Origin of the sequence: Patulibacter brassicae, assembly GCF_033949425.1 — a bacterium.
In the GTDB taxonomy this organism is placed as follows: Bacteria; Actinomycetota; Thermoleophilia; order Solirubrobacterales; family Solirubrobacteraceae; genus Patulibacter; species Patulibacter brassicae.
The window spans coordinates 1-26,313 of record NZ_JAXAVX010000011.1; the positions used below are offsets into that span (position 1 = coordinate 1).

General features: G+C 75.4%; 26 protein-coding genes, 2 tRNA genes and 1 other RNA gene. 17 read left to right on the forward strand and 12 right to left on the reverse strand.

The window, feature by feature from the left end:
* Positions 1-202: 202 nt before the first annotated feature.
* On the reverse strand, positions 203-1,102 hold the full coding sequence (locus SK069_RS16035) for an aminoglycoside phosphotransferase family protein (RefSeq protein ID WP_319955259.1): 900 nt from the start codon (positions 1,100-1,102) through the stop codon (positions 203-205).
* A gap of 88 nt (positions 1,103-1,190) precedes the next feature.
* Between SK069_RS16035 and SK069_RS16040 the strand changes: the two genes are divergently transcribed.
* Complete coding sequence (locus tag SK069_RS16040) at positions 1,191-1,583, forward strand: hypothetical protein (protein WP_319955260.1); 393 nt, start codon at positions 1,191-1,193, stop codon at positions 1,581-1,583.
* Positions 1,584-1,674: 91 nt separating this feature from the next.
* A complete protein-coding gene (argS, locus tag SK069_RS16045) occupies positions 1,675-3,336 on the forward strand; it encodes an arginine--tRNA ligase (protein ID WP_319955261.1) in 1,662 nt (553 codons plus the stop codon).
* Positions 3,337-3,350: 14 nt separating this feature from the next.
* On the opposite strand, the gene SK069_RS16050 is transcribed toward argS, so the two are convergent.
* Genes SK069_RS16050 through SK069_RS16060 form a run of 3 tightly spaced genes read right to left on the reverse strand, consistent with a single transcriptional unit; the run spans position 3,351 to position 5,211 of the window.
* Positions 3,351-4,115 carry a cytochrome c biogenesis CcdA family protein gene (locus SK069_RS16050; protein WP_319955262.1) on the reverse strand — a complete coding sequence of 255 codons (765 nt, stop codon included), beginning with the start codon at positions 4,113-4,115 and terminating at the stop codon, positions 3,351-3,353.
* The gene (locus SK069_RS16055; protein WP_319955263.1) at positions 4,112-4,630 is read right to left on the reverse strand and encodes a cytochrome c-type biogenesis protein; all 519 of its coding nucleotides are present in this window, start codon (positions 4,628-4,630) and stop codon (positions 4,112-4,114) included. The genes SK069_RS16050 and SK069_RS16055 overlap by 4 nt, the downstream gene beginning before the upstream one ends.
* Positions 4,627-5,211, reverse strand: a complete 585-nt coding sequence (locus SK069_RS16060; RefSeq protein ID WP_319955264.1) for a TlpA family protein disulfide reductase — start codon at positions 5,209-5,211, stop codon at positions 4,627-4,629. The genes SK069_RS16055 and SK069_RS16060 overlap by 4 nt, the downstream gene beginning before the upstream one ends.
* Before the next feature lie 125 nt (positions 5,212-5,336).
* On the opposite strand from SK069_RS16060, the gene SK069_RS16065 reads away from it, so the two are divergent.
* Positions 5,337-5,409: transfer RNA gene (locus SK069_RS16065), tRNA-Gly, on the forward strand.
* Positions 5,410-5,447: 38 nt separating this feature from the next.
* On the opposite strand, the gene SK069_RS16070 is transcribed toward SK069_RS16065, so the two are convergent.
* Complete coding sequence (locus SK069_RS16070) at positions 5,448-6,533, reverse strand: glycosyltransferase family protein (protein WP_406628306.1); 1,086 nt, start codon at positions 6,531-6,533, stop codon at positions 5,448-5,450.
* A gap of 304 nt (positions 6,534-6,837) precedes the next feature.
* Here SK069_RS16070 and SK069_RS16075 point away from each other — a divergent pair, with 304 nt between their 5' ends.
* Positions 6,838-8,826, forward strand: coding sequence for a phosphotransferase family protein (locus SK069_RS16075; RefSeq protein ID WP_319955266.1), 1,989 nt, complete (start codon positions 6,838-6,840; stop codon positions 8,824-8,826).
* Between the two features lie 51 nt (positions 8,827-8,877).
* Here the strand turns inward: SK069_RS16075 and SK069_RS16080 are convergent, their stop codons facing one another.
* A complete protein-coding gene (locus tag SK069_RS16080) occupies positions 8,878-9,189 on the reverse strand; it encodes an MTH1187 family thiamine-binding protein (protein ID WP_319955267.1) in 312 nt (103 codons plus the stop codon).
* Complete coding sequence (locus SK069_RS16085; RefSeq protein WP_319955268.1) at positions 9,171-9,701, reverse strand: hypothetical protein; 531 nt, start codon at positions 9,699-9,701, stop codon at positions 9,171-9,173. Before SK069_RS16085 ends, SK069_RS16080 begins: the two co-directional genes overlap by 19 nt.
* A gap of 131 nt (positions 9,702-9,832) precedes the next feature.
* On the opposite strand from SK069_RS16085, the gene SK069_RS16090 reads away from it, so the two are divergent.
* From SK069_RS16090 to SK069_RS16115, 6 genes are all read left to right on the forward strand, one after another.
* A complete protein-coding gene (locus SK069_RS16090) occupies positions 9,833-10,249 on the forward strand; it encodes a cytochrome c maturation protein CcmE domain-containing protein (RefSeq protein ID WP_319955269.1) in 417 nt (138 codons plus the stop codon).
* Positions 10,250-10,256: 7 nt separating this feature from the next.
* On the forward strand, positions 10,257-12,461 hold the full coding sequence (locus SK069_RS16095) for a heme lyase CcmF/NrfE family subunit (protein WP_319955270.1): 2,205 nt from the start codon (positions 10,257-10,259) through the stop codon (positions 12,459-12,461).
* 1 nt (position 12,462) lies between these two features.
* Entirely contained in the window at positions 12,463-12,831 is a 369-nt protein-coding gene (locus SK069_RS16100) for a hypothetical protein (RefSeq protein ID WP_319955271.1), read from the forward strand.
* Positions 12,832-12,847: 16 nt separating this feature from the next.
* Positions 12,848-13,072, forward strand: coding sequence for a preprotein translocase subunit SecG (gene secG / locus SK069_RS16105; protein ID WP_319955272.1), 225 nt, complete (start codon positions 12,848-12,850; stop codon positions 13,070-13,072).
* A gap of 49 nt (positions 13,073-13,121) precedes the next feature.
* Complete coding sequence (locus tag SK069_RS16110) at positions 13,122-14,177, forward strand: hypothetical protein (protein WP_319955273.1); 1,056 nt, start codon at positions 13,122-13,124, stop codon at positions 14,175-14,177.
* A gap of 245 nt (positions 14,178-14,422) precedes the next feature.
* Positions 14,423-15,505 carry a hypothetical protein gene (locus SK069_RS16115; protein WP_319955274.1) on the forward strand — a complete coding sequence of 361 codons (1,083 nt, stop codon included), beginning with the start codon at positions 14,423-14,425 and terminating at the stop codon, positions 15,503-15,505.
* A 152-nt stretch (positions 15,506-15,657) separates the two neighbouring features.
* Here SK069_RS16115 and SK069_RS16120 read toward each other — a convergent pair.
* Positions 15,658-15,745, reverse strand: a tRNA-Leu gene (locus tag SK069_RS16120).
* A 106-nt stretch (positions 15,746-15,851) separates the two neighbouring features.
* Between SK069_RS16120 and lexA the strand changes: the two genes are divergently transcribed.
* From lexA to SK069_RS16145, 5 genes are all read left to right on the forward strand, one after another.
* Positions 15,852-16,481, forward strand: coding sequence for a transcriptional repressor LexA (lexA, locus tag SK069_RS16125; RefSeq protein WP_319955275.1), 630 nt, complete (start codon positions 15,852-15,854; stop codon positions 16,479-16,481).
* Between the two features lie 399 nt (positions 16,482-16,880).
* Positions 16,881-17,215, forward strand: an RNA gene (gene rnpB, locus SK069_RS16130) — RNase P RNA component class A.
* 120 nt (positions 17,216-17,335) lie between these two features.
* Complete coding sequence (locus tag SK069_RS16135) at positions 17,336-17,917, forward strand: type 1 glutamine amidotransferase domain-containing protein (protein ID WP_319955276.1); 582 nt, start codon at positions 17,336-17,338, stop codon at positions 17,915-17,917.
* Between the two features lie 173 nt (positions 17,918-18,090).
* A complete protein-coding gene (locus SK069_RS16140; RefSeq protein WP_319955277.1) occupies positions 18,091-19,869 on the forward strand; it encodes an LLM class flavin-dependent oxidoreductase in 1,779 nt (592 codons plus the stop codon).
* A gap of 137 nt (positions 19,870-20,006) precedes the next feature.
* Positions 20,007-21,260 (forward strand): Y-family DNA polymerase, encoded by a 1,254-nt coding sequence (locus SK069_RS16145; protein ID WP_319955278.1) that lies wholly within the window; start codon positions 20,007-20,009, stop codon positions 21,258-21,260.
* Between the two features lie 168 nt (positions 21,261-21,428).
* On the opposite strand, the gene SK069_RS16150 is transcribed toward SK069_RS16145, so the two are convergent.
* From SK069_RS16150 to SK069_RS16160, 3 genes are read right to left on the reverse strand one after another with little or no spacing between them, the layout of a single operon-like run.
* Positions 21,429-21,656 (reverse strand): hypothetical protein, encoded by a 228-nt coding sequence (locus SK069_RS16150; RefSeq protein WP_319955279.1) that lies wholly within the window; start codon positions 21,654-21,656, stop codon positions 21,429-21,431.
* Positions 21,653-22,753 carry an inorganic phosphate transporter gene (locus SK069_RS16155; protein ID WP_319955280.1) on the reverse strand — a complete coding sequence of 367 codons (1,101 nt, stop codon included), beginning with the start codon at positions 22,751-22,753 and terminating at the stop codon, positions 21,653-21,655. Before SK069_RS16155 ends, SK069_RS16150 begins: the two co-directional genes overlap by 4 nt.
* 36 nt (positions 22,754-22,789) lie before the next feature.
* On the reverse strand, positions 22,790-23,416 hold the full coding sequence (locus SK069_RS16160; protein WP_319955281.1) for a DUF47 domain-containing protein: 627 nt from the start codon (positions 23,414-23,416) through the stop codon (positions 22,790-22,792).
* Between the two features lie 126 nt (positions 23,417-23,542).
* Between SK069_RS16160 and SK069_RS16165 the strand changes: the two genes are divergently transcribed.
* Together SK069_RS16165 and SK069_RS16170 are read left to right on the forward strand one after the other, a co-directional pair.
* The gene (locus tag SK069_RS16165; protein ID WP_319955282.1) at positions 23,543-23,815 is read left to right on the forward strand and encodes a hypothetical protein; all 273 of its coding nucleotides are present in this window, start codon (positions 23,543-23,545) and stop codon (positions 23,813-23,815) included.
* Positions 23,816-23,905: 90 nt separating this feature from the next.
* A complete protein-coding gene (locus SK069_RS16170; RefSeq protein WP_319955283.1) occupies positions 23,906-25,219 on the forward strand; it encodes a hypothetical protein in 1,314 nt (437 codons plus the stop codon).
* Between the two features lie 66 nt (positions 25,220-25,285).
* Here SK069_RS16170 and SK069_RS16175 read toward each other — a convergent pair whose 3' ends face one another.
* The gene (locus tag SK069_RS16175; protein WP_319955284.1) at positions 25,286-26,260 is read right to left on the reverse strand and encodes a GlxA family transcriptional regulator; all 975 of its coding nucleotides are present in this window, start codon (positions 26,258-26,260) and stop codon (positions 25,286-25,288) included.
* Positions 26,261-26,313: the final 53 nt, after the last annotated feature.

The following is a 26,313-nucleotide window of genomic DNA, read 5'->3' on the forward strand; positions in this document are numbered from 1 at the left end:
GCCCCGAGCATCGTCGAGGCGACCGCCTCAGCCATCGGGATCGGCGCGGCTCGGGGCACCCGGGAGGGACCGGGGCCCGCCCCGAGCATCGTCGAGGCGACCGCCTCAGCCATCGGGATCGGCGCGGCTCGGGGCACCCGGGAGGGACCGGGGCCCGCCCCGAGCATCGTCGAGGCGACCGCCTCAGCCGCCGGGGACGGCCTCAGGGGGCGAGGACCTCGGCGACCGCGAGGACGTGGGCGTCCGGCTCGGGGTCCTCGTCGAGCGACCAGACGGCGGAGAGGACGGCCTGGACGAAGCCCCAGGCGCGGAGGCGGTCCTCGGGCAGGCCCGTGAGGGCCGCGAGGCGGCGGCATCGACCGGCGGCGAGCGTCGCGACTGCGGGCCCGAGGGGGAGCGGGTTGTAGAGCAGCGGCGCGATCTCGTACGCGGGGTCGCCACGCAGGCCGTGCGGATCGATCGCGCGCCAGGCGCCGCCGTCGCGCAGGACGTTGTCGTGGTGGAGGTCGCCGTGGAGCGGGACGTCGGGACCGGCGGTCGCCAGCAGCTCGCGCGCGACCCGGTCGGCGAGCGCCACGACGCCGCCGGGCAGCGGGTCCGCGGCGCCCGCGAGGTGATCGGCGAGCTCGGTCGTCCGCGCGGCGAGCGTCGGCAGCGCCGCGGCCCGCGGGTCCTCGAGCGCCGCGGGCCCCGGGAGCGCGGAGATCACCGCGGCCAGGATCGCGCACGCCTCCTCGTCCCGATCGGGCACGAGCGCCGCGAGCGGCGTGCCCGGCTGCAGCCGCTCGAGCAGGAGCGCCCCGGCGTCCGGCGCGGACGCCAGCAGCCGCGCCGCGCCTCGCCCGTCGGCGAGGGCGAGCCACGCCGCCTCGCTCTCGATCGTCTCTGCCCCGGGCGGCACGAGCTTCAGGACGCACGGCGTCCCGTCCCGGCGCTCGGCCGCGGCGACCCAGCCGTAGCTCGGGGGCAGGGACCTGAGGGCGTGCAGGTCCCAGCGCGCCCGCCACCGGTCGATCGTCGCGGGCAGCGCGTCGAGCCACGCCTTGCCGTCCTCGCCGTGCACGGCGGTCAGGCGCGCCCGGAACGTCGCAGGGAGGTCCACCGGCGGATCCTCGCCGACCGACCCGCCGGCCGTCGAGCGAGCGACGCCTATTCGAACATTGTGTTCGAACGCAGTGTAGGGTCGGCGCATGGAGACGAGAGACCCTGTGGAGCGGACGAAGCAGGCGCTGCGCGTCTGGGCCGGGATCCGGATCGGCTACGGCGTCGTGGCGATCCTCGCCCCGCGCCTGATGTTCCGGCTGCTGCGGATGGAGCCGCATCCCGACGCACGAGGGTTCAACGCCTTCCTCGGCAGCCGCGACATCGTCGTGGGCGCCGTCGCGCTGCGCGCGTCGACGACCGAGCAGGTCCGCGCCGCCGTGGACCTCAACCACGGCAACGAGATCGTCGACTCCGTCGTCCTGGCCCAGGAGATCCGCCAGGGGCGAGGCGCGGACCCCTTCAACGTCGTCGGCGTCGTCTTCAACGCCATCGGCCACGCGACCTGGCTCACCGCCCGGGCGCGGCTGCGCGGTCGCTGACCCGCGCTCGGACGCCCCTCGCGAGCGCGTGCCGCTCGCGGGCGGGTGCCGCGCCGCCCTGGGCCCAGGCGGCTTCGTATCGTGTGGAGCCGTGACCGACCCGACCATCGCCTCACCGCTGCAGCGCCTGCGCGACGTCCTGGACGACGCCGTGCTGAACGTCACCGGTGGCGAGCGACCGCGGTCGGCCCCGTCGCTGGAGCGGCCGAAGCAGGCGGCGCACGGCGACTTCGCCACGAACGCGGCGATGCTGCTCCCGAAGATCGTCGGCGCGGCGCCGCCGATGATCGCCGAGCGGCTCACGGTCGCCCTCCAGGAGCACCTCGGCGCCGGCCTCGCCCAGGTCGACGTGGCCGGACCCGGCTTCCTGAACCTGCGGCTCTCCGACGCGTGGCTCGACGCGGCGCTCGGGGAGGTCGTCGCCGCCGGCGAGCGCTTCGGCGCCGCGGGCGTGGGGGAGGCCGAGCGGATCATCCTCGAGTACGTCTCGAACAACCCGACCGGCCCGGTCCACATCGGCGGGGCGCGCGGCGCGGCGTTCGGCTCCGCGCTCGCGAGCCTCCTGACCTTCCACGGGCACGACGTCCACCGCGAGTACTACGTCAACGACCACGGCAACCAGGTCACGCTCTTCGGCCGGTCGCTGCAGGCCCGGGCGCGCGGCGAGGAGGTCCCGGAGGGGGGCTATCAGGGCGACTACGTCGCCGACGTCGCCGCCGAGATCCCCGACGCCGCGACCCGCCCGGTGGACGAGGTCGCGCTGGAGGGCGTCGCGCTCATGGTCGGCCGGCAGGCCGCGTCGCTGGAGCGGTTCCGCACGACGTTCGACCGCTGGTTCCGCGAGCGGTCGCTCTACGAGACCGGCGACGACGGGGGCGAGAGCCTCGTCGACGCGGCGTTCGGCGTCCTCGCCGAGCAGGGCCGGTCGTTCGAGCAGGACGGCGCGCTCTGGCTGCGCACGACCGACAGCGGGGACGACAAGGACCGCGTCATGCGTCGCGCGGACGGTCGGCCGACGTACTTCGCCTCCGACGTCGCGTACCACCACGACAAGCGCGTCCGCGGCTTCGACCGGATCATCGACGTCTTCGGCGCCGACCACCACGGCTACGTCGCCCGGGTGACGGGCGCGTTCGTGGCCCTCGGCGGGCGCGCCGACCAGATCGAGATCCTCATCACGCAGTTCGTGAACCTCTTCGAGGACGGCGAGCGGGCGAAGATGAGCAAGCGCGCCGGCGAGTTCGTGACCCTCGACGACCTCGTCGACGACATCGGCGTCGACGCCGCGCGCTGGTACCTGCTGGCTCGCTCGCACGACACGACGATCGACCTCGACCTCAACGAGGCCCGGGCGCAGTCGCAGGAGAACCCGGTCTACTACGTGCAGTACGCGCACGCCCGGATCCGCTCGATCCTCGAGCGCGCCACCGCGGGCGAGCGGACCGGCGACGCCGGCACCGGCGCCCAGGAGGACGAGGGCATCGTCGACGGCGAGCGGCAGCTGCTGCTCGCGCTGCTCTCCTGGCCCGACGAGGTCGCCGAGGCCGCCGACCGTCGCGCGCCGCACCGGATCGCGACCTACGCGCTGGCGCTCGCGCGGCAGTACTCGGCCTTCTACCGCGACTGCCCGGTGCTCGCCGCCGGCGTGCCGGAGCCGGTCCGCGAGCGGCGCCTGGCGCTCTGCACGGCCACGGCGTCCGTCCTCGCCGCCGCGCTGGGGATCCTCGGCGTCGACGCGCCCGACCGCATGTAGCGCCCGGGCGCGGCTCAGCGCTCGATCGCCTCGACGGCGCCGCTGAGGCCGAGGTCCTCCATGAGCTGGCGCGCGTCGTTGGCCAGCCGCGTCATCTCGTGGTTGGCGACGAGCCAGCCGACGATGAGCAGCAGCACGCCGCCGACCATCGTGATCACGGTGTAGTGGTCGCGCAGGATCCGCGCGGCGCCGGTGACCTTCTCGAACGCCAGTGCCGCCGCGAGGAACGGGACCGCGAGGCCGAGCCCGTAGAAGAGGAGGAGGAACGCGCCGCCGCCGACCCCGTCGCGGGTGGCGGCCGTGGTGAGGATGGCGCCGAGGATCGGGCCGGTGCACGGGGTCCAGGCGATCGCGAACGCCATGCCGGCGACGATCGGGCCGCCGGTGCCGGCGCGCCGGAGCAGGACCTCGGGCCGCAGGGTGCGGTTGAGGACCGGCACGAGCGGGGTCAGCAGGTAGACGGCGCCCATCACCATGAGCAGGACGCCGGCGACGACCTCGAGCGTCGTCTTGCTCGACGCCAGCGGCGCGCCGATCCCCGTCGCGAACAGCCCGAGGGCGACGAACACGAGCACGAAGCTCAGGCAGAAGAGCGCGCTCGGGCCGAGGATCGCCCCGGTTCGCCGCTCCGCGGCCGGGCGCACCGACTCGCCGCCGGTGAGCACCGAGAGGTAGCCCGGCACGAGCGGCAGCACGCACGGCGAGGCGAACGACAGGAGGCCGGCCGCGAACGCCGCGAAGACCGTGGGATCGACGTCGGAGGCCGCCAGGACGCTCATCGGAACCGCTCGAGCTCGGCGTTCAGCCGCGCCCGGTCCTCGTCGCTGAGGCCGTCGTCGTCCTCCGGGGCGGGGCCGCTCGCCGCCGCGTCCTCGGCCTCGGCGCGCCGCCGGCGCCAGCGACGCACGAGCACGACGAGCAGCGTGGCGCCGAGCAGGAACGCCGCGGCCGGCAGCAGCCAGCGCAGCGTCCGCAGGGTGCCGCTGGGCGGGTCGATGAGGACCTGCTCACCGTAGATGTCGACCATCGAGTCGACGATCTCGTCCTCCGTCCGGCCCTGGGCGACGAGGCGCTCGATGTGGCGCCGCTCGCGCTCGGCCTGCGGGGCGTCGGACTGGTTCAGCGGCGTGCCGCAGGTGACGCACATGAGGCGCTGCTCGACCGCCTCGACGCTCGTGCGAGGCGTGGCCGCCGTCGCGCCGCCGGGCGCGACGAGGACGGCCGCGGCGAGCGCGAGCAGGGCGCAGACCGCGAGGGCGACGAGGGCGCGTCGCGACGGCGCGGCGACGGTCATCGGGCCGGCAGCGCCGCGTCGGGGACGCGCGCGAGCTTCAGGGCACGGCGCAGGAAGTCGATGCTCGTCTCGCCGCGGTCGAAGGCGCGGATCCGGCCCTCGGCGTCGATGACGAACGTCTCCGGCACCTGGATCGCGCCGTAGGCGTTGGCCAGCCGGCTGCCGGGGTCGCGGACGGACGGGAACGTCATGCCCTGGTCGCGCGCGAACGCGAGGCTGTCCTCGGGCGTGTCGCGGTTCGTGACGCCCAGCACGGTGCCGACGCCGGCCTTCGCGAGCGCCCGGTGGGTGCGCTCCAGCAGCGGCGCCTCGCGCCGGCACGGCACGCACCACGAGCCCCAGACGTTCAGGACGACGACCTTGCCGCGCAGGTCGGCCAGGCGCAGCTCGCCCGACGCGCCGAGCCGCGGCAGCGCCCGGTCGGCGTCCGGCGCCGGCACGACCTTGCCCGCGAGCACCTGGGCGTCGAGCGTGTCGCGCTCGTCCTCGCCCGTGCCCGGCCGGGCCATCGCGTAGATCAGCAGGGCCACGAGGGCGAGGCCGAGGAGCCCGAGCAGCACCGGCACGGCGGAGCGACGCATCGCCGAGGAACGGTAGAGCGTCCGGCCGCGCGACGATCCGCTGCGGCGCGCGGGCGCTCGCCGACCGTCCGCGACCCGCGGCGCGACGCGCGCTCCGGGCGTCGCGGTATCCTCGCCCGCAGCGTGCGGCAGTAGCTCAGTTGGTAGAGCATCAGCTTCCCAAGCTGAGGGTCGCGAGTTCGAGCCTCGTCTGCCGCTCCTCCCCGAGTCCCCGGCCACGGCCGGGGATTCGTCGTTCAGGGCCGCGGGCCGGCGGCCAGCGCCGCTTCGTAGACCTCCCGGTGCGCAGCGGCGATCGCGCGACGCTCGCCCAGGCGTCGCGCGATGCGGACCTCCGGGGACTTGCGCGGCGCCGCCCGATCGGCGTGGGCGGCGCGCACCGCGGCGCGCAGCGACGCCGCGTCGAGGCCGTCCTCGTCGTGGTGGTGCAGGAGGCACGGCGGACCCTGCTCGGCGTAGTGGCCGCAGTCGGGGACCACCACGGCGGTCCCGAGGTCGTGGCAGGCCTCGAGCCACCCGGAGTGGGTCCCGAACCGGTAGGGCAGGACCGAGACGTCGAGCTCCTGGAGGTAGTCCCAGAGCTCGTCGTCGGAGAAGTACGGGTGGACGCGCACCTCGACGGCCTCATGGGTGCGGCCGAGGGCCAGCAGCTCCTCGGCGACATCGGGCGCGTACCAGTGGTCGTCCGGGTCCAGCAGCTCGTCGTGCAGGTCGATCCGCAACGTCGCGTCGGGCAGCTCGGCGACCGTCTCCGCGAGGGCGGCGGCGACCGCCGGGACGTCCATGTTCGCCCGCAGGCTCTTCGCGTGGACGCCGACGACGAACCCGGACCGCGCGGGCCGGGGACGCCGCATCCGCGCCGGCTCGACGACGTGCGGATGGGGGATGACGCGCGCACGGCGTCCCCAGCGTGCCTCGATCGCCGCCGCCGCTCCCGGCGTCAGCGTGACGAGGGCCGTCGCGCCGCGCACGAGCTCGGTGAGCTGGCGGTCGTGGAGCGCCACGTCGGCGTGGTGCGGGTTGCGCAGGTCGTGGACCGTGACGACGAGCGGCCTGCCGCACTCGCGCAGGGCCGCGACGACCTCGCGCAGCTCCTCCGGGGTCTTCGCGTCGAACCCGAAGTGCACGTGGAACGCGTCGAAGGTCTCGTGGTTCGCGCGGATCCAGTCCGCATCGAGGATGACCGGCGGCCACCAGCCCCCGGGGACCTTCGCGCCGTCGGCGGGCGGGACGTCCGCCAGCCGGACGACGCCGTCGCGGCCGCCGGGGTCGGCGAGGTGCCGGACGTAGACGTGGGAGGCCGGAACGGACGCGACCCGGATCGGCGGGGTCCGTCGCGCCGCCGGGGCCGCGGGCCGGACCGGCGCGGAGCAGGGCGGGGATGGGGTCGTCGCTGGATGTCCGATGGGTGCGGGGGAGGTCGGGGTCGGGGATGCGCCGAGCCGCCGCCGGCCACGGGCGCAGCCGGCCGGTCCGTCGCGTTGCCGGTGATACCCGCCGATCCGTCGCGCGATGCACCGGGGACCGGCCCCCACGGCCCCCGGTCGCAGGATGTGGTCCGAGCCCACCCGGCGCCGCCCCGCCCCGGAGAGGATCGGGGGAGACCACCGAGGGAGCACGAAGCGCATGAGCACGACCACCGACGGCCTGCTGATCCGGACCGCGGACGCGATCACCCCGGACTGGCTCGGCCGGGTCCTCGGGCGGCCGGACGTGGCGATCGAGGAGGCCGTGCCGATCGGCACCGGCCAGATGAGCGGCACCCACCGGGTCCGCTGGCGCGACGGCGACGCGACCGGATCGGTCGTCGTGAAGCTCGCCTCGGAGGACGCGGCGAGCCGCGCGACGGGCGTCGGCATGGGCGCCTACGGCCGCGAGATCGCGTTCTACGGCAAGCTCGCCGCGCGCCTCGGCGCGCCGATCCCGGGCTGCCATCTCGCCGTCCAGGATCCCGCCGAGGGCTGGTTCACGCTCGTGCTGGAGGACGTCGACGGCGCGAGCCAGGGCGACCAGATCGCCGGCTGCACCCCCGACGAGGCGGAGCGCGCGCTGCTCGCGCTCGCGCGCGTCCACGCGCCGATCCTCAACGACCTGCACCTCGGCTCGGAGGACTGGCTCAACCTGCCGAACCCGCTGAACCAGCAGCTCCTGACCGCGCTGCTGCCGGGATTCCTCGAGCGCTACGGCGACCGGATCGCCCCCGAGCACGCCGAGGTCTGCCGGCGGCTCGTCCCGGCGCTCGACGCCTGGGACGCCGCGCGCCGGCCGCCGCTGGGCCTCGTCCACGGCGACTTCCGGCTGGACAACCTCCTCTACGACGAGGTCGGCGCGGTCCGGGTCGTCGACTGGCAGACGGTCGGCTGGGGCCCCGTCATGCACGACGCGAGCTACTTCCTCGGGGGCGCGCTGGACGCCGAGGACCGCCGCGCGCACGAGGAGCGGCTGATCCGGGCCTACCACGGCGAGCTCCTGCGCCTCGGCGCCACCGGGCTGGACTGGGAGGCCTGCTGGGAGGGCTACCGCGAGCGGTGCTTCGCCGGGCTCGTGATGGTCATGGCGGCGTCGATGGTCACCCAGCGCACCGACCGCGGCGACGAGATGTTCGTGACGTGGATCGCCCGGGCCGCGCAGCAGGCGCTGGACCTCGACGCGCTGTCGCTCCTGCCCGAGCCGGGCGCGAAGCCCGCGCCGCTGCGCCCGGCGGCGGCCGACGAGGGGCGCCACGAGGCCGGCGCCGAGCTCGCCTGGAACGAGAGCTGGTACGCCGACGCGATCGCCGCCGACGGCTCGCTGGCGGTCTACACGCGGATCGGCCGGGTGCCGAACGCCGACCGCACGCTGTTCACCGCTGCGATCGTGCGCGCGGACGGGCCGGCGATCATGGTCGTCGACGCGGAGGCGCCGCTGCCGCCGCTGGAGGACGAGCGTCAGGCGATCGACCGTCCGGGCCTGCGCGCCCACCAGGAGGTCCTCGAGCCGCTGGAGCGCTTCCGCGTGGCGCTCGAGGCGACGGGCGCCGCGCACGAGGACCACGCCGCGCCGCTGCGGGGCGCTGCAGGCACGCCGGTGCCGGTCGCGTTCGACCTCACGTGGACGACGGAGGGCGTGCCGTTCCAGTGGCGGCAGGCCACGCGCTACGAGATCCCGTGCCGCGTCGCCGGCACGGTGACGATCGACGGGGTCGAGATCGCCCTCGAGGGTCCCGGGCAGCGCGACCACTCCTGGGGCGCCCGCGACTGGTTCGCCACGGACTGGATGTGGTCGGCCCTGCACTTCGACGACGGCACGCGGATCCACGCGGTGATGCTGCCCGCGCGCCCCGGCCTGGCGGTCGGCTACGTCCAGCGCGACGGCGCGATCGACGAGCTCGAGGGCGGCACCGTCGCGATGGAGGTCGCACCGGACGGGCGCTTCGGCCCGACGACGACGACGCTCCAGCCGTCCGGGCTCGAGCTCACCGCCACGCCGCGCGCGTTCGGGGCGGTCCTGCTGCTCGCCGACGACGGCCGGCGCAGCCACTTCCCGCGCGCCCAGGTCGACGTGCGGACCGCCGACGGGCGCCGCGGCACCGGCTGGATGGAGTGGAACCTCAACCAGCCGGCGGACGCGGACTGAGCAGGTCCCGTCCCGTCCCGCGGCTCGGCGGCGGGGCGGGCGGGCCGACCGTCAGTCCTCGGCGAGGCGGGCCTCGACGCTGGCGACCTTGTCGTCGAGCGTCTGGTCCGGCTTGTCCGTGCGCTCGTCGAGCTTCAGGACGGTGTAGGCGCGGGGGAGGCCGAGCTCCAGCGGCACGCGGTGCAACTGGGCGACGACGCGGAGGATCGCCTCGGCGTCGCCCTCCAGCGACGTCCCCATCGCGTGCATCCGGTAACGGACCTCGTCCTGGGCGGCGAGCCGGCGCTGGATCTCCGCGACGTAGGCGGAGGCGGAGGCCTCGGCGCGGCCGAGGCCGAGGACGGTCAGGTCTGCGGTGGCCATGCGATCACCTGCTGCATCGGAAGGGCGGAGCGGTCCTCCCCATGATGCAGGGTGTCGCCGGCGAAGAAGAAGAACCAGATCCCCGCGGCGAGCATCGCGAGGCAGACGGAGATGACCATCACGACGTCGAGCACCGTCGTGACGCGGCCCGTGGTGCGCCCGTCGCGCATCGACTGCGTCCACGGCATCCGGATGACGACCTCGTCGTCGCCGCCGGTCACCCGCGTGTAGAGCCCGTTGAGCCAGGCGAGGATCTTCACCATCACGAACCCGGTGATGCCGATCGCCAGGAGGATGAACAGCACCTGGCCCATCGAGAGGTTCTGGCTGTCGGCGCGCGACGCCGCGATCCGGATCCAGAGGTACGGGCTGCCGGCCCACATGAAGATGCCGCCGGCGAGCATGAGGACGAAGATCACGCCGGCGCCGAGGCGCTGACCGGCGCTCAGCGGCGGTCGCGGCTCCTTCGCGGTCCCCGGGCGCCGGTGGGCGGTCTGGCTCTGCGCGCTCATCCCGCTCCCGATGGTAGCGGCGAACATCGGTGTTCGCCAGACGGGTCGAACAGACGCGACCCCCAGTAGGAAGAACGGCCGGGTCGGGGCCGCGGCGCGGACGGCGGCGTGGCGCGCCATACTTCCGGGCCATGTCGCGGACGCTTCGGTTGACCTTCGCGATCTCCGCTGCGGTGGTGCTCGCCGGCGTGCTGCTGTACACGAGCTTCGCCGGTTCTGCCGAGGCGCGCCAGCCGAGCGAGCTGCGCGAGGCGAAGGCCGGCGTCGACTACCGCCTGACCGGGGTCGTGGTCCCCGGGACCGTGAAGCGGCAGGGCGAGAAGCTCCTCTTCCACGTCCGTGACCGCAAGGGTCAGGCGTCGGTCCCGGTGAGCTACAGCGGCCAGGTGCCCGACCCGTTCCGCGAGGGCCGCGAGGTCATCGTGACCGTCCGCCAGGGCCCCGAGGGCAAGGGCGGCGCCTTCACCGGCAAGCCGGACTCGCTCGTGACGAAGTGCCCGTCGAAGTTCGACGACGGCTCGGAATCCGCCGCCACGAAGACCTCGTAGGGCCTGCATGGCCCTGCTCGGCCACGGGCTGCTCGCCCTCGCGCTCGCCGTCGCCCTCTACGGGGCCGGCGCGAGCATCGCCGCCGCCCGGATCGCGGCGACGGACGGACCGCGCGGTGCCGCCTGGCAGCGCTCCGGGCGCCGGGCCGCCTACGCGCTCGCGGCCCTGCTGACGGCGAGCTTCCTCCTGCTGGAGGTGCTCTTCGTCCGGACCGACCTGCGGTTCGAGGTCGTCGCCGACCACTCCTCGGCGACGACGCCGCTGCTCTACCGGATCGCCGCGCCCTGGAGCTCCCAGGAGGGCTCGCTGCTGCTGTGGGCCTGGTTCCTGTCGCTCTGGACCGCGCTCATCCTCTGGCGACTCGGGCGCCGGATGTCGGACGTCGTGCCGTGGGCGCAGGCCGTGCTCCTCGCTCTCGCGGGCGCGTTCCTGGCGATGCTGACGTTCCTCACGCCGCCGTTCACGACGCTCGATCAGGTGCCGATCGCGGGCGTCGGCCTCAGCCCGCTGCTGCAGTACCCCTCGATGATGATCCACCCGCCGATGCTCTACGGCGGGTACACGCTCTTCGCGGTGCCGTTCGCCTTCGCCGTCGGGGCGCTCATCGCCGGCCGCGTCGGGGCCGAGTGGATCCAGGCGACCCGGCGCTTCGCCCTCGGCGCCTGGCTGCTGCTCGGCATCGGCCTCGTCCTCGGCGCGCGGTGGAGCTACGCCGAGCTCGGCTGGGGCGGCTACTGGGGGTGGGACGCGGTCGAGAACGCCGGGCTCATGCCCTGGGTCCTGGGCACCGCGTTCCTGCACTCGGTGATGATCCAGGAGAAGCGGGGCATGCTCCGCACCTGGAACGTCTCGCTGATCCTCGGCGTCGGCGTCCTCTGCGTCCTGGGCACGTTCATCGTCCGCTCGGGCGTCCTGTCGTCGATCCACGCCTTCGGCGCCTCGACCCTCGGGATCCCGTTCCTGCTGCTGCTCGTCGTCATGGCGGGCGGCTCGATCGCGCTCGTGACGTGGCGACGCGACGTGCTGCGCTCCGAGCACCGGATCGACTCGCTGCTCTCGCGCGAGGCGTTCTTCCTCGCCGGCAACGTCGTGCTCGTCGCGCTCGTGGTCGTGATCCTCTGGGGCACGTTCTTCCCACTGATCGGCGAGCTCATCACCGGGCAGCAGCGCCCGCTGGAGACCGTCTGGTGGGGGCGCTTCGTCGGGCCGCTGGCGCTCATCGTCACGCTGCTCATGGGACTCGGCCCGCTCGCCGCCTGGCGTCGGACGACCGGCGCCCACGCATGGCGCCAGGTCCGCGGGCCGCTCGCGGTCGTCGTGGTGGCCGTCGTGGCGGCCGGGATCCTCGGCGGCCTCGCGCGCGTGGACGTCGCGATCGCCGTCGTCGCCGGCGGCTTCGTGCTCGGCGCCGTCGGCCAGGAGCTCCAGCGCGGGGCTCGGGCGCGGCGCGGGGCCAGCGGGGAGCCGCTGCCGCTCGCGCTCGTGCGCCAGGTCGCGCGCAACCGCCGCCGCTACGGCGGCTACCTCGTGCACGCGGGCATCGCGGTGCTCGTGATCGCCGTCGCCGCGAGCTCGGGGTTCAAGGAGCAGCGCCGGATCCACGCCGAGGTCGGCGACCGCTTCTCCGTCGGGGGCTACGACCTGCGCTACGAGAAGGCGATCGGCGACTGGGAGACCTCCCGCGACGGCGGCTCCGAGCAGCTGCGGAAGATCATCCTCGGCGCCCGGGTCGGCGTGTACCGCGACGGCCGCCGGATCGAGACGATCGAGCCGACGCGCGAGTACTACCCCTCCACGGACACCTCGCTCGGGCCCGTGAGCCGCTTCTTCCTCGGCGAGGCGGCCACGGAGGTCGCGCTCGACACGGGCGCCACCCGCGACCTGTGGGTGGCGATGGCCCCCGACGGCGACGCCCTGGCGGCGGTCCTGACCGCGATCGACAAGCGACTCGAGAAGACCGAGGCGCCGTTCGCGAACTCGGCGCAGGCCGCGGTGAACGTCGCGGCGTTCTACCGGGCGCGGCCGTCCGCGATCACGTTCCAGGTCATCGTCGCCCCCGGCGTCACCTGGATCTGGATCGGCTCGCTCCTGGCCCTGCTCGGCGGCCTGCTGGCGATCTGGCCCGCGGCCGACGCCCAGACGCGGCGCGTGCGCGCCGGCTACCGCGCGCGGGTCGTGCGCGACCTGGGCCGCGCGCCCGCGGGGGACTGACGTGGGCAACGGGCTCGCGATCCTCGTCCTGCTCGTCGCGATGGTCGGCGTGGTGCTGCTGCTCGGCCAGCCGCTCTGGCCGGGTGCCGCGGCGGCGGCCGCCGACCGGGACGACCTGCGCCGCGCCGACCTCGAGGCCGCGCGGACCGCGAAGTACCGCGAGATCCGCGACGCCGAGCTCGACCACGCGACCGGCAAGCTCTCCGACGAGGACTGGCGGGCGATCGACCGCCGACTGCGCTCGGACGCCGTCGAGATCCTCCACGCGCTGGACGCCCTCGGCGTGACGTCGGAGGCGCCGCCCGCGTCCTCACCGGCGCGCGGCGCCGAGGCGACCGGCAGCGCCGCGGGCCCCGAGCGCGCCGACTGAGCTACCCTTCGCGGCGATGGAGGTCGTGCTCTCGATTCTGCAGGTCTTCGTGTCGGTCGTCCTGATCGCACTGATCCTGATGCACTCCGGCAAGGACGCCGGGCTGTCGGGCGCGTTCGGCGTCGGAACGGGCCAGGGCCCGCTCGGCGGCGGCTCCTACGTCGAGCGGAACCTCAACCGCTGGACCGTGTTCTTCTGCATCGTGTTCGTCGTGAACACGATCGTCCTGATCAAGATCTGACGCCGGCCCGGCGCGCCGGACGCCGCCGGGTCTGCGAGCCTCCGCCGCGATGGCCTCCGACCCGCGGCTCGTGACCCGGCGGACGATCGCCGGGTGGCTCGCCGCGGCGCTCGCCGCCGCGGCCGCGATCGTCCTCGCCGCCTCGGATCCGGGGCCGCGCGCGCTGGCTCCGCCGCCGCCGCCCGTCGTGGCGGATCTGCCCGACGCCCCGGGCACCGTCGACCTGCCGCCCCGCGACGAGCGGCCGACCACGCCACCCGTGGCGCTGACGCCCGCCGACGGCGGGCGCGCCCTCGTCTGGGCGGAGCGGGGGACGGGGCGCGTGCTGCGGGCGACGCTCGAGGGGACGCGGGTCGTCGCCCCGGTGCTCGTCGCGGACCTGCCGGTCGTGCCCGGCGCGAGCGCCGGCGTGCGCGGCATCGCCGTGGACCGGCGAGGGCGGGTCCTCGTCTCGTTCGTGCGGCGGACGGGACGGCGGCTCGTCGTCGTGGCGCTGCGCGACGGGCTGCGGCCCCGGACGGTCTGGGTCGGCCCGCGCGCGGGGCGGCTGCGCGTCGGGGGCGGCCTCGCGGCGCTGCCCGGCGGACGCGTCGTCGTGGGCATCGGCGACCAGGGCCGCCTGGCGAGCGCGGCGCAGGAGGGCTCGCTGCTCGGGCGCGTGGTGACGATCGATCCCGGCGGCCGCGCCGGGCAGGAGCCGCGCCGGCGCTCCCGCGGCTGGCACGACCCGCTGGCGATCGCGACCGACCTCCGCGGCCGGATCTGGGTCGCCGATCGCCTCGGCGGCGGCGACGCCGAGCGCACCGGCCGTGCCGATCGCCCCCGCCTGCCCACCGTCCGCAGCCCCTTCCGGCGCGCGCCGATCGCGCTGGCGGTCACGCCGGACAGCCGGCTGCTCCTCGCCTGCGGGCTCGGCTCCGGCCGCCTGGACCGCACCGTCCGGCGCGGCGTCGGCGCCGGAGGCGTGCCGCAGGTCCTCGACGTCCGCTGCCGCTACGGCGCCACCGTGGTGGGGGACGAGGTGCTCGTCGTCGACGACGCCGGAGCGATCGTCCCGGCCGGGACCGTCGCGGAGCTCGCCGAGGCCGATCCACTCGACGGCTGATCCGCCGATTCGGGTTCCAGGGTCCGGCGTATGGCGCGCATCGCCGGATTCCTCTCGACACTGGGTGTCCAGGAGCCGGAACAGGCGCGCCCCAACCCGAAGTGAGAGTGCGATGAAGCGACGCCCCATCACATCGACGCTGCTGGCCGTTGCGGGACTGCTCGTCGGTCCCGCGGCAGCCGTGGCCGGGACCATCACGTCGCCGATCGCCGTGGAGTCCAACAGCTCCTCCCCGGTCGTGTCCGGTGGCCACGTGGTCGCTGGGTGCGATCGCGAACGGGCGATACGCCGTCAGCCGGGTCGCGCTGAAGGATGGCGCGCGGAGCACCGTCGCGTTGAGGACTGATGCCCTGCGGGCGCCGGGGGGCGTCAGCGAGGCGAACCTGCCGTTCAACCAGTTCCTCGCGACGAGGTTCGCGTGGAGCCCCGGCGTGGCGATCGTCCAGGGCGTGTGGAAGGCCGTTCCGGCTGGGGGGTTCGATCCGAGCAGTGGTTTCGGGATGGCGTCGAGTCCTACTGAGACGCGGGCCTATTTCAGCACCGCGACCGGAGAGCTCCTTCATCAGGAGGACGCGACACGGCCCGCCGAGCTCGGCTCTTTCGTGGTCGGCAACGCACCAGTCGTGAGCGAATCCATGAACGGTCGGGCGACCGGCGTGTACCGCGATCTGATCTCGCAGGTGGTGCTGCCTCTGTCGCTGCCAAGGACGGACAAGCTGTTCGGTGGTCCGCTGGTTCGCTTCTACTCGGACACGAAGCGGTCGCGGTGGAAGCGGGACGCTTCGGGGGCCGTTGTCGGGGGCTACGGCGACCTGCAGGCGGTTCGGTGGGCTGACGGCCGGCGGGCCTGGACGGTGAACACCGAGACGGTTGCGCGGCGAGCGGGCCTGCCGCATCGCCGGTCGGCGGTCGAGGTGCCGTTGACCGATGACGGGGCGGCCGTCGTGCGCGTGGTCGATCCGAAGGGGCGCGGCCTCCGCCCGGTCGCGTTGAGCACGGCCGGGAGGCTGTACGGCGTGGGGTCTCGTGTTCGGGGTGCTACGGGGGTTCGTGCCAGCCTCGCCGGTAAGCGCGTCCTGGTGTCGCTCGACGGCTCGCGGAGGGTCGGACGCCGGACGCTCTCGTGTCGCGGCACGTGGTTGACCGATGTGAGAGGCAGCCGTGGGCGGACGCTGCGCATCCCCCGGACCGCGGCGTTGATCGGGTGGGACGGGACGCGGGCGGTCTGGTCGACCTGGAGCGCCGGTCGAACGCGGGCGAGGATCGTCATCCAGCCGAACGCTGGACGGCTTCGCCTGGGGCCTCGGGCGCTGCCGAGGTGCGGCTGACGCGTCCGTTTCCGCGGCGGCGGAACGCTCGGCTCCCGGCACGCGGAGGAGGGGCGCGCATGCTCGTTGGGTCGTGGACGCGGGGGCCCGTGCCCGAGAACGAGGAAGCCCCCGGCCGATCGCTCGATCCGGGGGCTCCAGGGTCCTGCGTATGGTGCGCCAGAGAGGACTCGAACCTCCACGGGGTTATCCCCCACAAGGCCCTCAACCTTGCGCGTCTACCAATTCCGCCACTGGCGCGCGGCTCGCGGAGTGTAGCCACTCGTCCCCGGCGATGCGTGCTGGTTGCGCTCCGCCGGACGGGCCGCTAGCGTTGCGAACACACGTTCGGAACGACGGGCGACGCATGGACCTCACGAAGCGCCAGCAAGAGATCTTCGACTTCATCAGGAAGTACACCTCGAGCAACGGCTATCCGCCGACGGTGCGCGACATCGGCAAGGCGGTCGGGCTCGCGAGCTCGTCCACGGTGCACGCGCACCTGGCGAACCTCGAGAAGCTCGGGCTGCTGCGGCGGGACCCGTCCAAGCCGCGGGCGATCGAGCTCTTCGAGCGCGGGATCGAGTCCGCGGTCGAGGGGGTGCGGGAGGCCGTCGGCCACTCGCGGCGCCTGCCGCTCGTGGGCCAGGTGGCCGCGGGCGCGCCGATCCTCGCCGAGGAGCAGGTCGAGGAGCACGTGCCGGTCCCCGACGTCGCGGGAGGCGACGACGGGGAGTACCTGCTGCGCGTGCGGGGCGAGTCGATGATCGGCGCGGGCATCCTCGCCGGCGACCTCGTGGTCGTCCGGCCGCAGGAGACCGCGCGCGACGGCGAGATCGTCGTCGCGCTCGTGGGGGAGGAGGCGACGGTGAAGCGCTTCTTCCGCGAGGCCGACCACGTGCGCCTGCAGCCCGAGAACCCCGACATGGAGCCGATCCGCTCGCGGGAGGCGCGCGTGCTCGGCAAGGTCGTCGGGCTCATGCGGCAGGTGCGATGAGCCGGCGCGCCGCCCGGCGGGCCTGCGGGGCCGGCGCGCCGACCCGGACGATGGACTTGGGCCGCGGGACGCCGCGGCCCGGCGCGGCGAGGGACGCGCTCGGGAGCCCGTGTGCTCCGGAGCGCGTCCGGCAGGGGATGACCGGCCCCGTTCGCCGTGACGGCAGGCGCGTGCTCGACGACTCGCTCGTCGGCGCATGGGAGGGCCTGTCGACCGGACGTGCCGTCCCCTGCCCGCTCTGCGACGGTCCGATGCGACCGCCGCTCGGCGGGCGGGGGACGGGCGCCGGCCCCGCCGTGGCGAGCTGCGGCCGCTGCGGCACCGAGCTGACCTGACGCCCGCGTCGGCGTGCCTCGCCGGTCGACGCGTCCCTCGGTCCCCGTTCCGGATACGGTTCCCGACGCGAGCCACGCAGCCGCGGGCGGGGTCCACCCGCTCGAGGAAAGTCCGGACACCGCAGAGCAGGGTGGTCGGGAGGCCGACCCGGGGAAACCCGCGGGAAAGTGCCACAGAAAAGACACCGCCGATGGAGGCGCGGGCGACCGCCCTCACAGGCAAGGTTGAAATGGTGCGGTAAGAGCGCACCGGCGTCGCGGCGACGCGGCGGCCAGGCAAACCCCACCCGGTGCAAGACCGAGCAGGACCGTTCGCAGGCGGCTCGTCGAGGTCCAGGTAGGTCGCAGAGATGGATGGCTGCGCAACGACAGAATCCGGCTTACCGGCTCGCTACGGAGGGCCCCCGCCTCGGCGGGGGCCTCTCTATGCCCGCAGGGGTCGGGCGCGCCTCGCGTCGGCTCCGGTGGGGCGCGACGTCGTCGGGGTTCACGGCGCCCACCGCCGGGTAGCCCAGGAGCATGGCCAACGAGCTGCAGGGCAAGACGATCGCGATCCTCGCCGCCGACGGCGTCGAGCAGGTCGAGCTGACCGAGCCGCGCAAGGCGGTCGAGGAGGCCGGCGGCACGACGGTGCTCGTCTCGCTCGAGGAGGGCGAGATCCAGGCGACCGAGGGCGACATCCACCCGAAGGACACCTTCGCCGTCGACCGGACCGTCGCGCAGGCCAGCGCCGAGGACTTTGACGGGCTGCTGCTGCCGGGCGGCGTCGCGAACCCGGACAACCTCCGCCAGGACGCGCAGGCGATCGCCTTCGTCCAGGAGGTCTTCCGCGCCGGCAAGCCGGTCGGCGTCATCTGCCACGGGCCGTGGACGCTCGTGGAGGCCGACCTCGTGCGGGGCCGCCGGATCACGTCGTACCCGAGCGTGCGGACCGACATCCGCAACGCCGGCGGCGAGTGGGTCGACGAGGAGGTCGTCGTCGACCAGGGGCTCGTCTCCAGCCGCAACCCCGACGACCTGCCGGCGTTCTGCGCGAAGATCGTCGAGGAGTTCGCCGAGGGGCGTCACCAGGTGCACGACGAAGGCGCGACCGCCGCCTGATCGCCGCCGCCGCGCTGCCGGTCCGGCGGCCGCCAGGTTTTCGCCGGCTCAAAGCGGCAGGCGGCGCTCGACCTCGATCGATCCCGCAGGTCCCGGGGTGCAGGACCAACCGCGCCGGACGGTCACCGGAAGATCACCTCGACGGCCGCCGCTCGCCCTAGCGTCGCGCGGCGATGCGGTTTGCGCTCCTGCTCGAGGCGCTGCACCCCCGGCCGTGGTCGCCGACCGGCGACGGCCGGCGGCTGCGCGACCTCGTCGACGTCGCCGTCGCCGCCGAGCCGCTGGGTTTCTCGCGCGCGTGGATCGGCGAGCGGCACTTCCACGAGGAGCTGCAGCACGCCGGTCCGCCCGAGATCGCCCTGGCGCAGATCGCGGGGCGCACGCGCCGACTCGGCCTCGGCCTCGGGCCGCTGCTCGCCCATCCGCGCGTCCAGCACCCGGCGCGCCTGGCGGCCGCGGTCGCCGCCCTCGACGCGCTCTCGGGCGGACGGGTCGCGGTGGCCTTCGCCGAGCCGTCCTCGGCGATCGAGCTGCAGCCGCTGCGGATCGCGCGCGGCGGCACCCGTCAGGCCGCGGACCGGACGATCGGACGCGTCGCGCGGCTGCTGGCCGAGGAGCCGTTCGGCGGCGAGCCGGGGACGGACGGGATCCCGGTCCGCCAGCTCGTCCCGCGGCCGCAGCAGCGACCGCACCCGCCGCTCTGGCGCGCGTGCGACCGGCCGGGCGACGTGCGGGTCGCCGCCGAGGGCGGTCTCGGGGGGCTCGTGCGCTGCCTGCTGGAGCCGGAGGAGGCCGCCGAGTGGGCGCGCGAGCACGCCGAGGTCCAGCGGTCGGAGCGCTGCGTCCCGCTCGGCGCCGCCGTCGAGCCGGGCTTCGCGCTCTGCCTGCCGTTCCACGTCGCCGAGGACCCGGAGCGAGCGCTGGACGAGGGCCTCGACGCGCTCCACCTGCACCGGCACCTGCTCGACCACCACACGCGCTTCGGCGCCCACCGCCCCGGACGGACGTCGGCGGCGGGCGAGTTCGAGCGCCGGCGTGCGCAGGCCGGCTACGACCCGGCGCCCGTCCGGGCCGCCGCCCGCGACCCGCTCGCCGTCCGGGTCGGCGGCAGCCTGCGGGGCGCGGTCGGCGACCCCGGGCAGGTCCTCGGGCTCCTGGAGCGCTACCGCGACGCGGGCGTCGACGAGATCGTCCTCGTGCCGCCGGTCGGGCTGCTCGCCGGCGACGTGCTGGAGCGCTCCCTGCGGCTGCTCGCCCGCGAGGTCCTGCCGGAGCTGCGCGAGGACGAGGACGACGACCTCGTCGAGGCCGACGACCCGTTCGCCGCCCGGGCGCTCGCCCGCCGCGCGGGCGCGATCACGGCGCCGGAGACGATCGTCCTGCCCCGGGAGGACGGCGTGGAGCGCCTCGGGCCGCCCCCGGCGCTCGGGGTGGGGACGGTCTCCGGCGCGGTCGAGGACGGCGGGTCCGGGGACCGCGGGGGCGACGGCGTCGTGGCCGGCGACGCGCGGCGGGGGGTGGCCCTGGCGGTGCGCGACGCGCTCGCCCGGCGCGGCGGCGCCGCCCTCGGGACGCTCCTGGACGGCGGCGGGAACGGGCTCGTGCGCCGGGCGATGGCCAGCGATCCCGCGCTCTGGGTGATCTTCCGCGGGATGGCCCGGCAGCTGCGCCACGCCGGTCGCAGCGGGGCGTTCCGCGGCGAGCTCTCCTTCGAGCTGCACGACGAGGTCGGGCGCACGCGCACCTGGACGGTCGCCGCCGGGGCGCTGCGCACGAGCGCGCGCCGCGGGGCGGCGGGGACGCCGGCGCTGACGGTGCGGATCAGCGTCGAGGACCTCCTGCGCCTCGCGGGCGGGCGGATCGACGCGGGCAGCGCGCTGCTCGACGGCCGGCTGGACCTCGAGGGCGACCTCGCGCTCGCCGTCCGCCTCGGGGACCTCTTCCGCGGCTGAGGCCTCCCGCGCCCCGGGGCGTCGCCGGGGAGGGCGTGAACGCCCTCGCGGACGGGTCCGCGGCCGCCGGAACCGCGTCCTTGCAGGGGCTTCTCGAACGACCTCCGAGCCGCCGGTCGCGATGCGAACATGCGTTCGTGTCCTCCGTCGTCTGCCTCCACGTCCCGCGCTTCGCCCTCGCCGTCGCCGCCGCCGGCCGTCGCGAGCTCCTCGGGGTCCCGCTGGCCCTCGCGCCGCAGCCCGGGGGCGGCCACCGGATCGGCGAGGTCTCGCCGGCGGCGGAGGTCTCCGGCGTCCGTGCGGGACAGCAGCTGGGGGAGGCGCTGGCGCGCTGCCCGCGGCTCGTCCTCCTGCCTCCGGATCCCGTCGCCGTCGAGGCGCGCTGGGAGCGGATCGTCGAGCGGCTCGAGGGGATCGGTGCCGCCGTCGAGGTCGGCTCGGCCGACGCCACCGCGGGGACGGCGTGGCTGGACGCCGACCTCATCCGGCGGATGCACGGCGGCACGCTGGAAGGCGTGCTCGGCGCCATCCGGACGACGCTCGGCCAGCCCGTCCGGCTCGGGGTCGCGCCGACGCGGTTCCTCGCGCGCGTCGCCGCCGCCCGCGCGCGGGCCCGGCACGCGGTGGTCGTCGTCGACCGACCGCTGAGCGCGGTGCCGTCGCCGGCCGGCGAGGCGCTGGCGCAGGGCGTCGCGCTGCGGGCGGTGCTCGACGAGGAGCCGGTCGCCACCCTCGCGCTGCGCGAGGACCTCGCGGGGCTCGTCGCCCCGCTGGAGCGGCTGGGCATCACGACGCTGGGTCGGCTGGCGTCGCTCTCCCGCGGGGCGGTGCTCGAGCGCTTCGGCGCGCCGGGCCTGACCGCCCACGAGCTGCTGCACGGGCACGAGGCGCCGCTGCGCCCGCGCGAGCCGCCGACGGTCATCGCCGCGGACCTCCGCCTGCCCGAGGCGGTCTCCGGGCCGCAGCTGCGTCACGCGCTCGGGCTGCTGATCGACCGGGTGCTGGCCGACCCGCAGCGCCGGCACCGGCCGCTGCGCGCGCTGCGCCTGCAGGCGGCGCTCGTCGAGCGCGGCACCTGGCAGGAGCGGGTCGTCCTGCGCGAGGCGATGACCGATCCGCAGCGGATCGGCCTGGCGCTCGGGCTGCGCCTGGACGGGCTGCCCGCGCCGGCCGAGCGCCTCGGCCTGCGCGTCGAGGCGCTCGGTGCGCCGGTCCCGCAGGACCGGTCGCTGCTGGAGGAGGACGTCGAGATCCGGCGCGAGCGGCTGCGCGAGGCGGTCCGGCAGGCGCGTGCCGCCGCGGGACCCGACGCCGCCCTGCGCGTCGTCGAGGTCGATCCGGGCTCGCGGATCGGGGAGCGGCGGATGGCCCTGACGCCGTTCGAGGGCTAAGGGCCTATCCCGGTAGGGCGCGTGGAGTCGTGGTGGTCGCCGACCAAGGAGGTCGTTCCCGGGTTCCGAGATCAGGCTGGTGGCCTGACCGACGGGACTCGGGGGCGAGATCCGCCGGTCGGCGGCCGCCGCGGACCGCGGGCCCTACCGGGAAAGACCCTAACGGCGCTACTTGTGGAGCATCGTCAGCAGCGCGACGGCGACGACCGCCAGGCACGCGATCCCGGCGAGCACCGCCGAGGCGGTGTGCAGCGCCGCGGCTCCGTCGCGCCCGTCGCGCCGCGCGGCACCGGCCCGGGCGACCCCGGCGACGGCGAACGCGAAGACCACCGCGATCCCGATGCCGGCCAGGAGGCCCATCCACACGACGTCGACGAGCTTGTCGAGATCCTTCACGCCGGCTCCTCCGCGAGGGCGGCCGGCGTCCGGCGGGCCCGGACGAGGACGACCGCCACGAGGGCGAGGACCGCGAGCACGACGAACGGGCCGAGCGTGCCTCCGCCCGCGAGCGCCGAGATCCCGTAGGCGACGCCGCCGGTGATGCCGGCGGCCGGGATCGTCAGCACCCAGGCCACCGCCATGTTGCCCGCGACGCCCCACTTCACGGCCGAGAGCCGCTTCGCGGCGCCGGCGCCGACGACGCCGCCGGAGATGACGTGGGTCGTCGAGAGCGGGAAACCGGCATGGGTCGCGGCGAGGATCACCGCGGCGCCCGAGCCCTGGGCGGCGAAGCCCTGGGCGGCGTCCATCTTGATGATCTTCGAGCCCATCGTGCGGATGATCCGCCAGCCCCCGGAGTAGGTCCCGAGCGCGATCGCGCTCGCCGAGGAGAAGACGACCCAGAACGGGACCTCGGGATCCGCGGCGGAGATCGAGCCGTGCGCGACGAGCGCGAGCGTGATGACGCCCATCGTCTTCTGCGCGTCGTTCGTGCCGTGGGCGAGGGCCAGCAGCGACCCGGACGCGATCTGGCCGAGCCGGAATCCTCGTGTCACGGGACCGGGCAGCAGGCGGCCGACGATCCGGTAGATGAGGAGGATCGCGATCCCGCCGACGGCGAACGCGAGCACCGGGGCGACGAAGGCCGGGATGACGACCTTCCCGAGCAGGCCGTCGCCGTAGATGTGGCTCGGGCCCACGGCGACGAGCATCGCGCCGACGACGCCGCCGATCAGGGCGTGGGAGGAGCTCGACGGCAGGCCGTACCACCAGGTGACGAGGTTCCAGACGATCGCGCCGATGAGCCCGGCGAAGACGATCTGGAGCGTGATCTCGCCCGAGTCGACGATCCCCTTGGCGATCGTGGCGGCGACCTCGAGCGAGAGGAACGCCCCGACGAAGTTCAGGACCGCGGCGAGGGCGACGGCGACCTTCGGCGCGAGCGCGCGCGTGGAGATCGACGTCGCGACGACGTTCGCGGTGTCGTGGAAGCCGTTGGTGTAGTCGAACGCCAGCGCGGTGGCGACGACGAGGACCAGGAGCAGGTCGGACATGCGGCGGGGGACGCGGGCGCGGCGGGGGGCCGGCGCTCAGCGGTTCTTGATGACGATGCCCTCGAGGATGTTCGCGACGCGCTCGCAGGCGTCGATCGCCTCCTCGAGGTGCTCGAAGATGTCCTTCCAGCGGATCACGACCATCGGGTCGATCCCGCCGTCGAAGAGGCCCGCGATGGCGGCGCGGGAGAGGCGGTCGCCCTCGTTCTCCAGCCGGTTGACCTCGACGGTGAAGTGCCGGATGTCGCCGAAGGTCCGCAGGCGCGGCATCGCCTCCTGCAGGGCCTTCGTGGCCTGCAGCAGCAGGTCGCTGAGCCCGTGCGCCTGGTCCATCGGCGCCTCGATCCGGTACAGCACGATCATGTCGGCCGTCTCGTCGACGAGATCGACCACGTCGTCCAGGGCCGACGCCAGCTCCAGGATGTCCTCCCGCTCCAGCGGGGTGACGAACGTCTGGTTGAGGTGGTGGATGATGTCGTGGGTGATCCGGTCGGTGTCGCTCTCGACCTCGTCGATCTCCTTCGCGGTCCCCGTCTCGTCGGGGACCTCGTCCAGGAACCGGACCAGCAGCTCGGCGGCCTTGACCAGGTTGCCCGCGGACTCCTCGAAGAGCTCGAAGTAGCGCGTGTCGCGGCCGGTCAGGATCTGCGTCAGGCGAGCCATGCGTGGGGCGCATGTAATCACCATGTGAAGGCGCCGTGGTGCCCGCGTCCGCGTCGCGCCCCCGCCGCCCCGCCCGCCGCCGCGTCCGGTGCGCCGCCGTCCGCGGGGGATGCGAACATCCGTTCGATGCCGCGGCCCGGTCGAGCCCGTCCCGTCCCCGGTGCGCTGCGGCGCCTCGGCGCGCCGCGCCCCGCCCAGGTCCACGCGGACGGCCAGGGACGCCCGCGGCTCGTCGACGGCGAGCCGATCGAGGCGGTCGTCGAGACCTGGCTGCTGGAGGACCGCTGGTGGACCGACGCCCCGCTGCGGCGCCGGATGTGGGAGGTCGTCACCGTCGGGGGCCGGGTGATCGTCCTGCACCGGGACCTCGTCACCGGTCGCTGGTGGCGGGTGCGCTGAGGACCTGCGCGGCACCGGTGCACGGCCGGCACGGGACCGGCACGGAGCGGCCCTGGATCCGGCACGGCCCGCGCAGCGACGCTCCGGACCATGCGCAGCGCCGGGGACCGCGGGCAGGCGACGATCGAGCACGCGGCGCTCGTCGCCCTCGTCGCGGGCCTGCTCGTCCTCGTCGGAAGCCTCGCGGCCTGGGGCCCGTCGCTCGTCAACGCCGTCCACTCGGGCATCCGCCGGGCGCTCTGCGTCGCCGGAGGCGACGACTGCGCGGCGTTCCACCGCCCGCAGCCGTGCCTCCTGGCGAGCGACGATCGCGCCCACCGCGTCGGCGGGACGGTGCTCGCGGTCCGGATCCAGCGGGACCGGAGCCTGCTGATCGAGCGACGCTCCGACGGGACCTACGCGGTCACCGACACGAAGGCCGGGGAGCTCGGGGGACGCGTGAAGCTCGGCCGGCGCAGCGGCTCGGGCGAGCGGGCCCGGGGGGACGAGGGAGTGGTGCGTGATGCCCGGCGCAGCGGGGGCGCCGACGGGCGGGGCGCGAGCCGCGTCGGCGCGCTGAAGCGCCTCGTCGATCCCCAGGCGCAGGCCGGGGCGGACCTGAGCGCCACGATCCGGGGCGCGCGCGGTGCGCGCTGGGAGCTGCCCGACCGCGCCGCGATGCAGCGGTTCCTCGACGCCCATGGGCAGACCCGGAGCGGTCCGATCGCCGAGCGGCTGCGGGCCCGACTGCGGCTTGGGCGGCCCGATGTCGAGCGGTACGAGGTCGGCGTCGAGGGCGGGCTGCACGCGAGCGCGTCGGCGAGCGCCGCCGGCGAGGAGGCGACCATCGGCGGCTCCGTGCTGCGCGGCATGTCCGGCACGGTCGCCTACGACCGGCGAACGGGTCGGGCGAGCGTCGGCCTGCGGCTCGGCGCGACCCTCGTCGCCGACCTCGCCGCGCCGCTGAAGCTCCAGTACCACGGCCGCTACCACGCCTCCGGCGAGGCGACGCTGATCGTCGACCGCGGCGGCCGCCCACGCGAGCTGCGCCTCACCGGGCGTCTCGACACCGAGGACGGGGCACGCCAGCGCGAGGTCGAGACGCGCCTCGACGTCACCCGCCCGGCGCTGCGGGACGCCGTCGGCCGGATGCTCGGCGGCGTCCGCGGCCTCGCTCCTGGCCGGATCCGCGCCGGGGCGCGCGAGCTCGGCCGCTGGATGGTCGACGACGGCTGGGCGGAGGAGCGCGAGTACCGCACGGCGACCCTGACCGACGGCACCGACGAGGAGCTCGGGCTCGGGATCGGCCTGGGCTACACGAACCAGGACGTCAGGACGATGCGCCGCCTGGCGTCCGTGCGCACCCGCCCGCCGGGCGGCGTCTGGGAGTCGCGGCCGGACTGCCTCGCGCCGCCGCGCGGCTGACGTCGGCGGCGCATCCGCGGCTCCCCGAGGCGGAGCGCGCCCCCGGGGTGGGCGCCCCGCGGCCCGTCAAGCGGGGGAGGGCGTGCCGCGGAACGTCCGTCGGTAGGCGGTCGGGGTCGTCCCGACCGCCTGCGCGAAGTGCCGGCGCAGCGTGCCGGCGTCGCCGAAGCCACACGCGCGGGCGACCTCCTCGATCGGGCGGGCGTCGTGCTCGAGCAGCTCGCGGGCGCGCGCGATCCGCTGCGCCCGCACCCACCGGGCGGGCGTCGTGCCGGTCTCCTCCCGGAACCGCCGCGCCAGCGTTCGCGGGCTCACCCCGGCGCGACGGGCGAGGTCGGCGACCTCCAGCGGGGCGTCCAGCCGCTCCAGCGCCCACGCGCGTGTCGGGGCGAGGTCGACCGCCCCGGCGGCGGGATCCGGCAGCGGCCGCTCGACGAACTGCGCCTGGCCTCCGTCGCGGTGCGGGGCGATGACGGTCCGGCGGGCCGCGGCGGTCGCGACGGCGACGCCGTGGTCGCGTCGCACGACGTGCAGGCAGAGGTCGAGCCCCGCGGCGACGCCCGCGCTCGTCAGGACCTGGCCCTCGTCGACGAACAACGCTCCAGGATCGACCCGCACGGACGGGAACCGCGCGGCGAGCGCGTCGGCGTCGTGCCAGTGGGTCGTCGCCCGGCGCCCGTCGAGGAGCCCGGCGTGGGCGAGCGCGAACGCCCCGGTGCACACCGACATCACGCGGGCCCCGCGCGCCGCGACGGCGCGCAGCGCCACGAGCACCGGCTCGGGCGGGGGCGTGCGCGCCGCGTCCCCGTAGCCGGGGACGACGACGGTGTCGGCGTCCTGCAGCGCCTCGAGGCCGGCGAGCCCGCCCAGCAGGAGGCCACCCGTACCCGCAGCGGCGGCCTGCTGCGCGGAGGTCGCGCCCACGAGCGTCACGGCGTAGCGGGGCGCCCCGACGTGGCCGAAGAGGTGGCACGGCGCGGCGAGGTCGAGCAGCACGACCTCCGGCAGGACGAGCACCGCGACGCGGTGGGGTGAGGCCATGTGGCAGGAATAGCACGGAGTATGTCGTTCCTGCCACTGGTGGGATCCGCCCA

Coding starts and splice junctions, on each gene's coding strand:
- SK069_RS16110 (WP_319955273.1), top strand. CDS start 13,122: ATGGCCTCCGACCCGCGGCTCGTGACCCGGCGGACGATCGCCGGGTGG.
- SK069_RS16050 (WP_319955262.1), bottom strand. CDS start 4,115: ATGAGCGTCCTGGCGGCCTCCGACGTCGATCCCACGGTCTTCGCGGCG.
- SK069_RS16175 (WP_319955284.1), bottom strand. CDS start 26,260: ATGGCCTCACCCCACCGCGTCGCGGTGCTCGTCCTGCCGGAGGTCGTG.
- SK069_RS16055 (WP_319955263.1), bottom strand. CDS start 4,630: ATGACCGTCGCCGCGCCGTCGCGACGCGCCCTCGTCGCCCTCGCGGTC.
- SK069_RS16085 (WP_319955268.1), bottom strand. CDS start 9,701: ATGAGCGCGCAGAGCCAGACCGCCCACCGGCGCCCGGGGACCGCGAAG.
- SK069_RS16095 (WP_319955270.1), top strand. CDS start 10,257: ATGGCCCTGCTCGGCCACGGGCTGCTCGCCCTCGCGCTCGCCGTCGCC.
- SK069_RS16155 (WP_319955280.1), bottom strand. CDS start 22,753: ATGTCCGACCTGCTCCTGGTCCTCGTCGTCGCCACCGCGCTGGCGTTC.
- secG (WP_319955272.1), top strand. CDS start 12,848: ATGGAGGTCGTGCTCTCGATTCTGCAGGTCTTCGTGTCGGTCGTCCTG.
- SK069_RS16060 (WP_319955264.1), bottom strand. CDS start 5,211: ATGCGTCGCTCCGCCGTGCCGGTGCTGCTCGGGCTCCTCGGCCTCGCC.
- SK069_RS16160 (WP_319955281.1), bottom strand. CDS start 23,416: ATGGCTCGCCTGACGCAGATCCTGACCGGCCGCGACACGCGCTACTTC.
- SK069_RS16040 (WP_319955260.1), top strand. CDS start 1,191: ATGGAGACGAGAGACCCTGTGGAGCGGACGAAGCAGGCGCTGCGCGTC.
- SK069_RS16080 (WP_319955267.1), bottom strand. CDS start 9,189: ATGGCCACCGCAGACCTGACCGTCCTCGGCCTCGGCCGCGCCGAGGCC.
- SK069_RS16090 (WP_319955269.1), top strand. CDS start 9,833: ATGTCGCGGACGCTTCGGTTGACCTTCGCGATCTCCGCTGCGGTGGTG.
- SK069_RS16135 (WP_319955276.1), top strand. CDS start 17,336: ATGGCCAACGAGCTGCAGGGCAAGACGATCGCGATCCTCGCCGCCGAC.
- SK069_RS16075 (WP_319955266.1), top strand. CDS start 6,838: ATGAGCACGACCACCGACGGCCTGCTGATCCGGACCGCGGACGCGATC.
- SK069_RS16165 (WP_319955282.1), top strand. CDS start 23,543: ATGCCGCGGCCCGGTCGAGCCCGTCCCGTCCCCGGTGCGCTGCGGCGC.
- lexA (WP_319955275.1), top strand. CDS start 15,852: ATGGACCTCACGAAGCGCCAGCAAGAGATCTTCGACTTCATCAGGAAG.
- SK069_RS16170 (WP_319955283.1), top strand. CDS start 23,906: ATGCGCAGCGCCGGGGACCGCGGGCAGGCGACGATCGAGCACGCGGCG.
- SK069_RS16140 (WP_319955277.1), top strand. CDS start 18,091: ATGCGGTTTGCGCTCCTGCTCGAGGCGCTGCACCCCCGGCCGTGGTCG.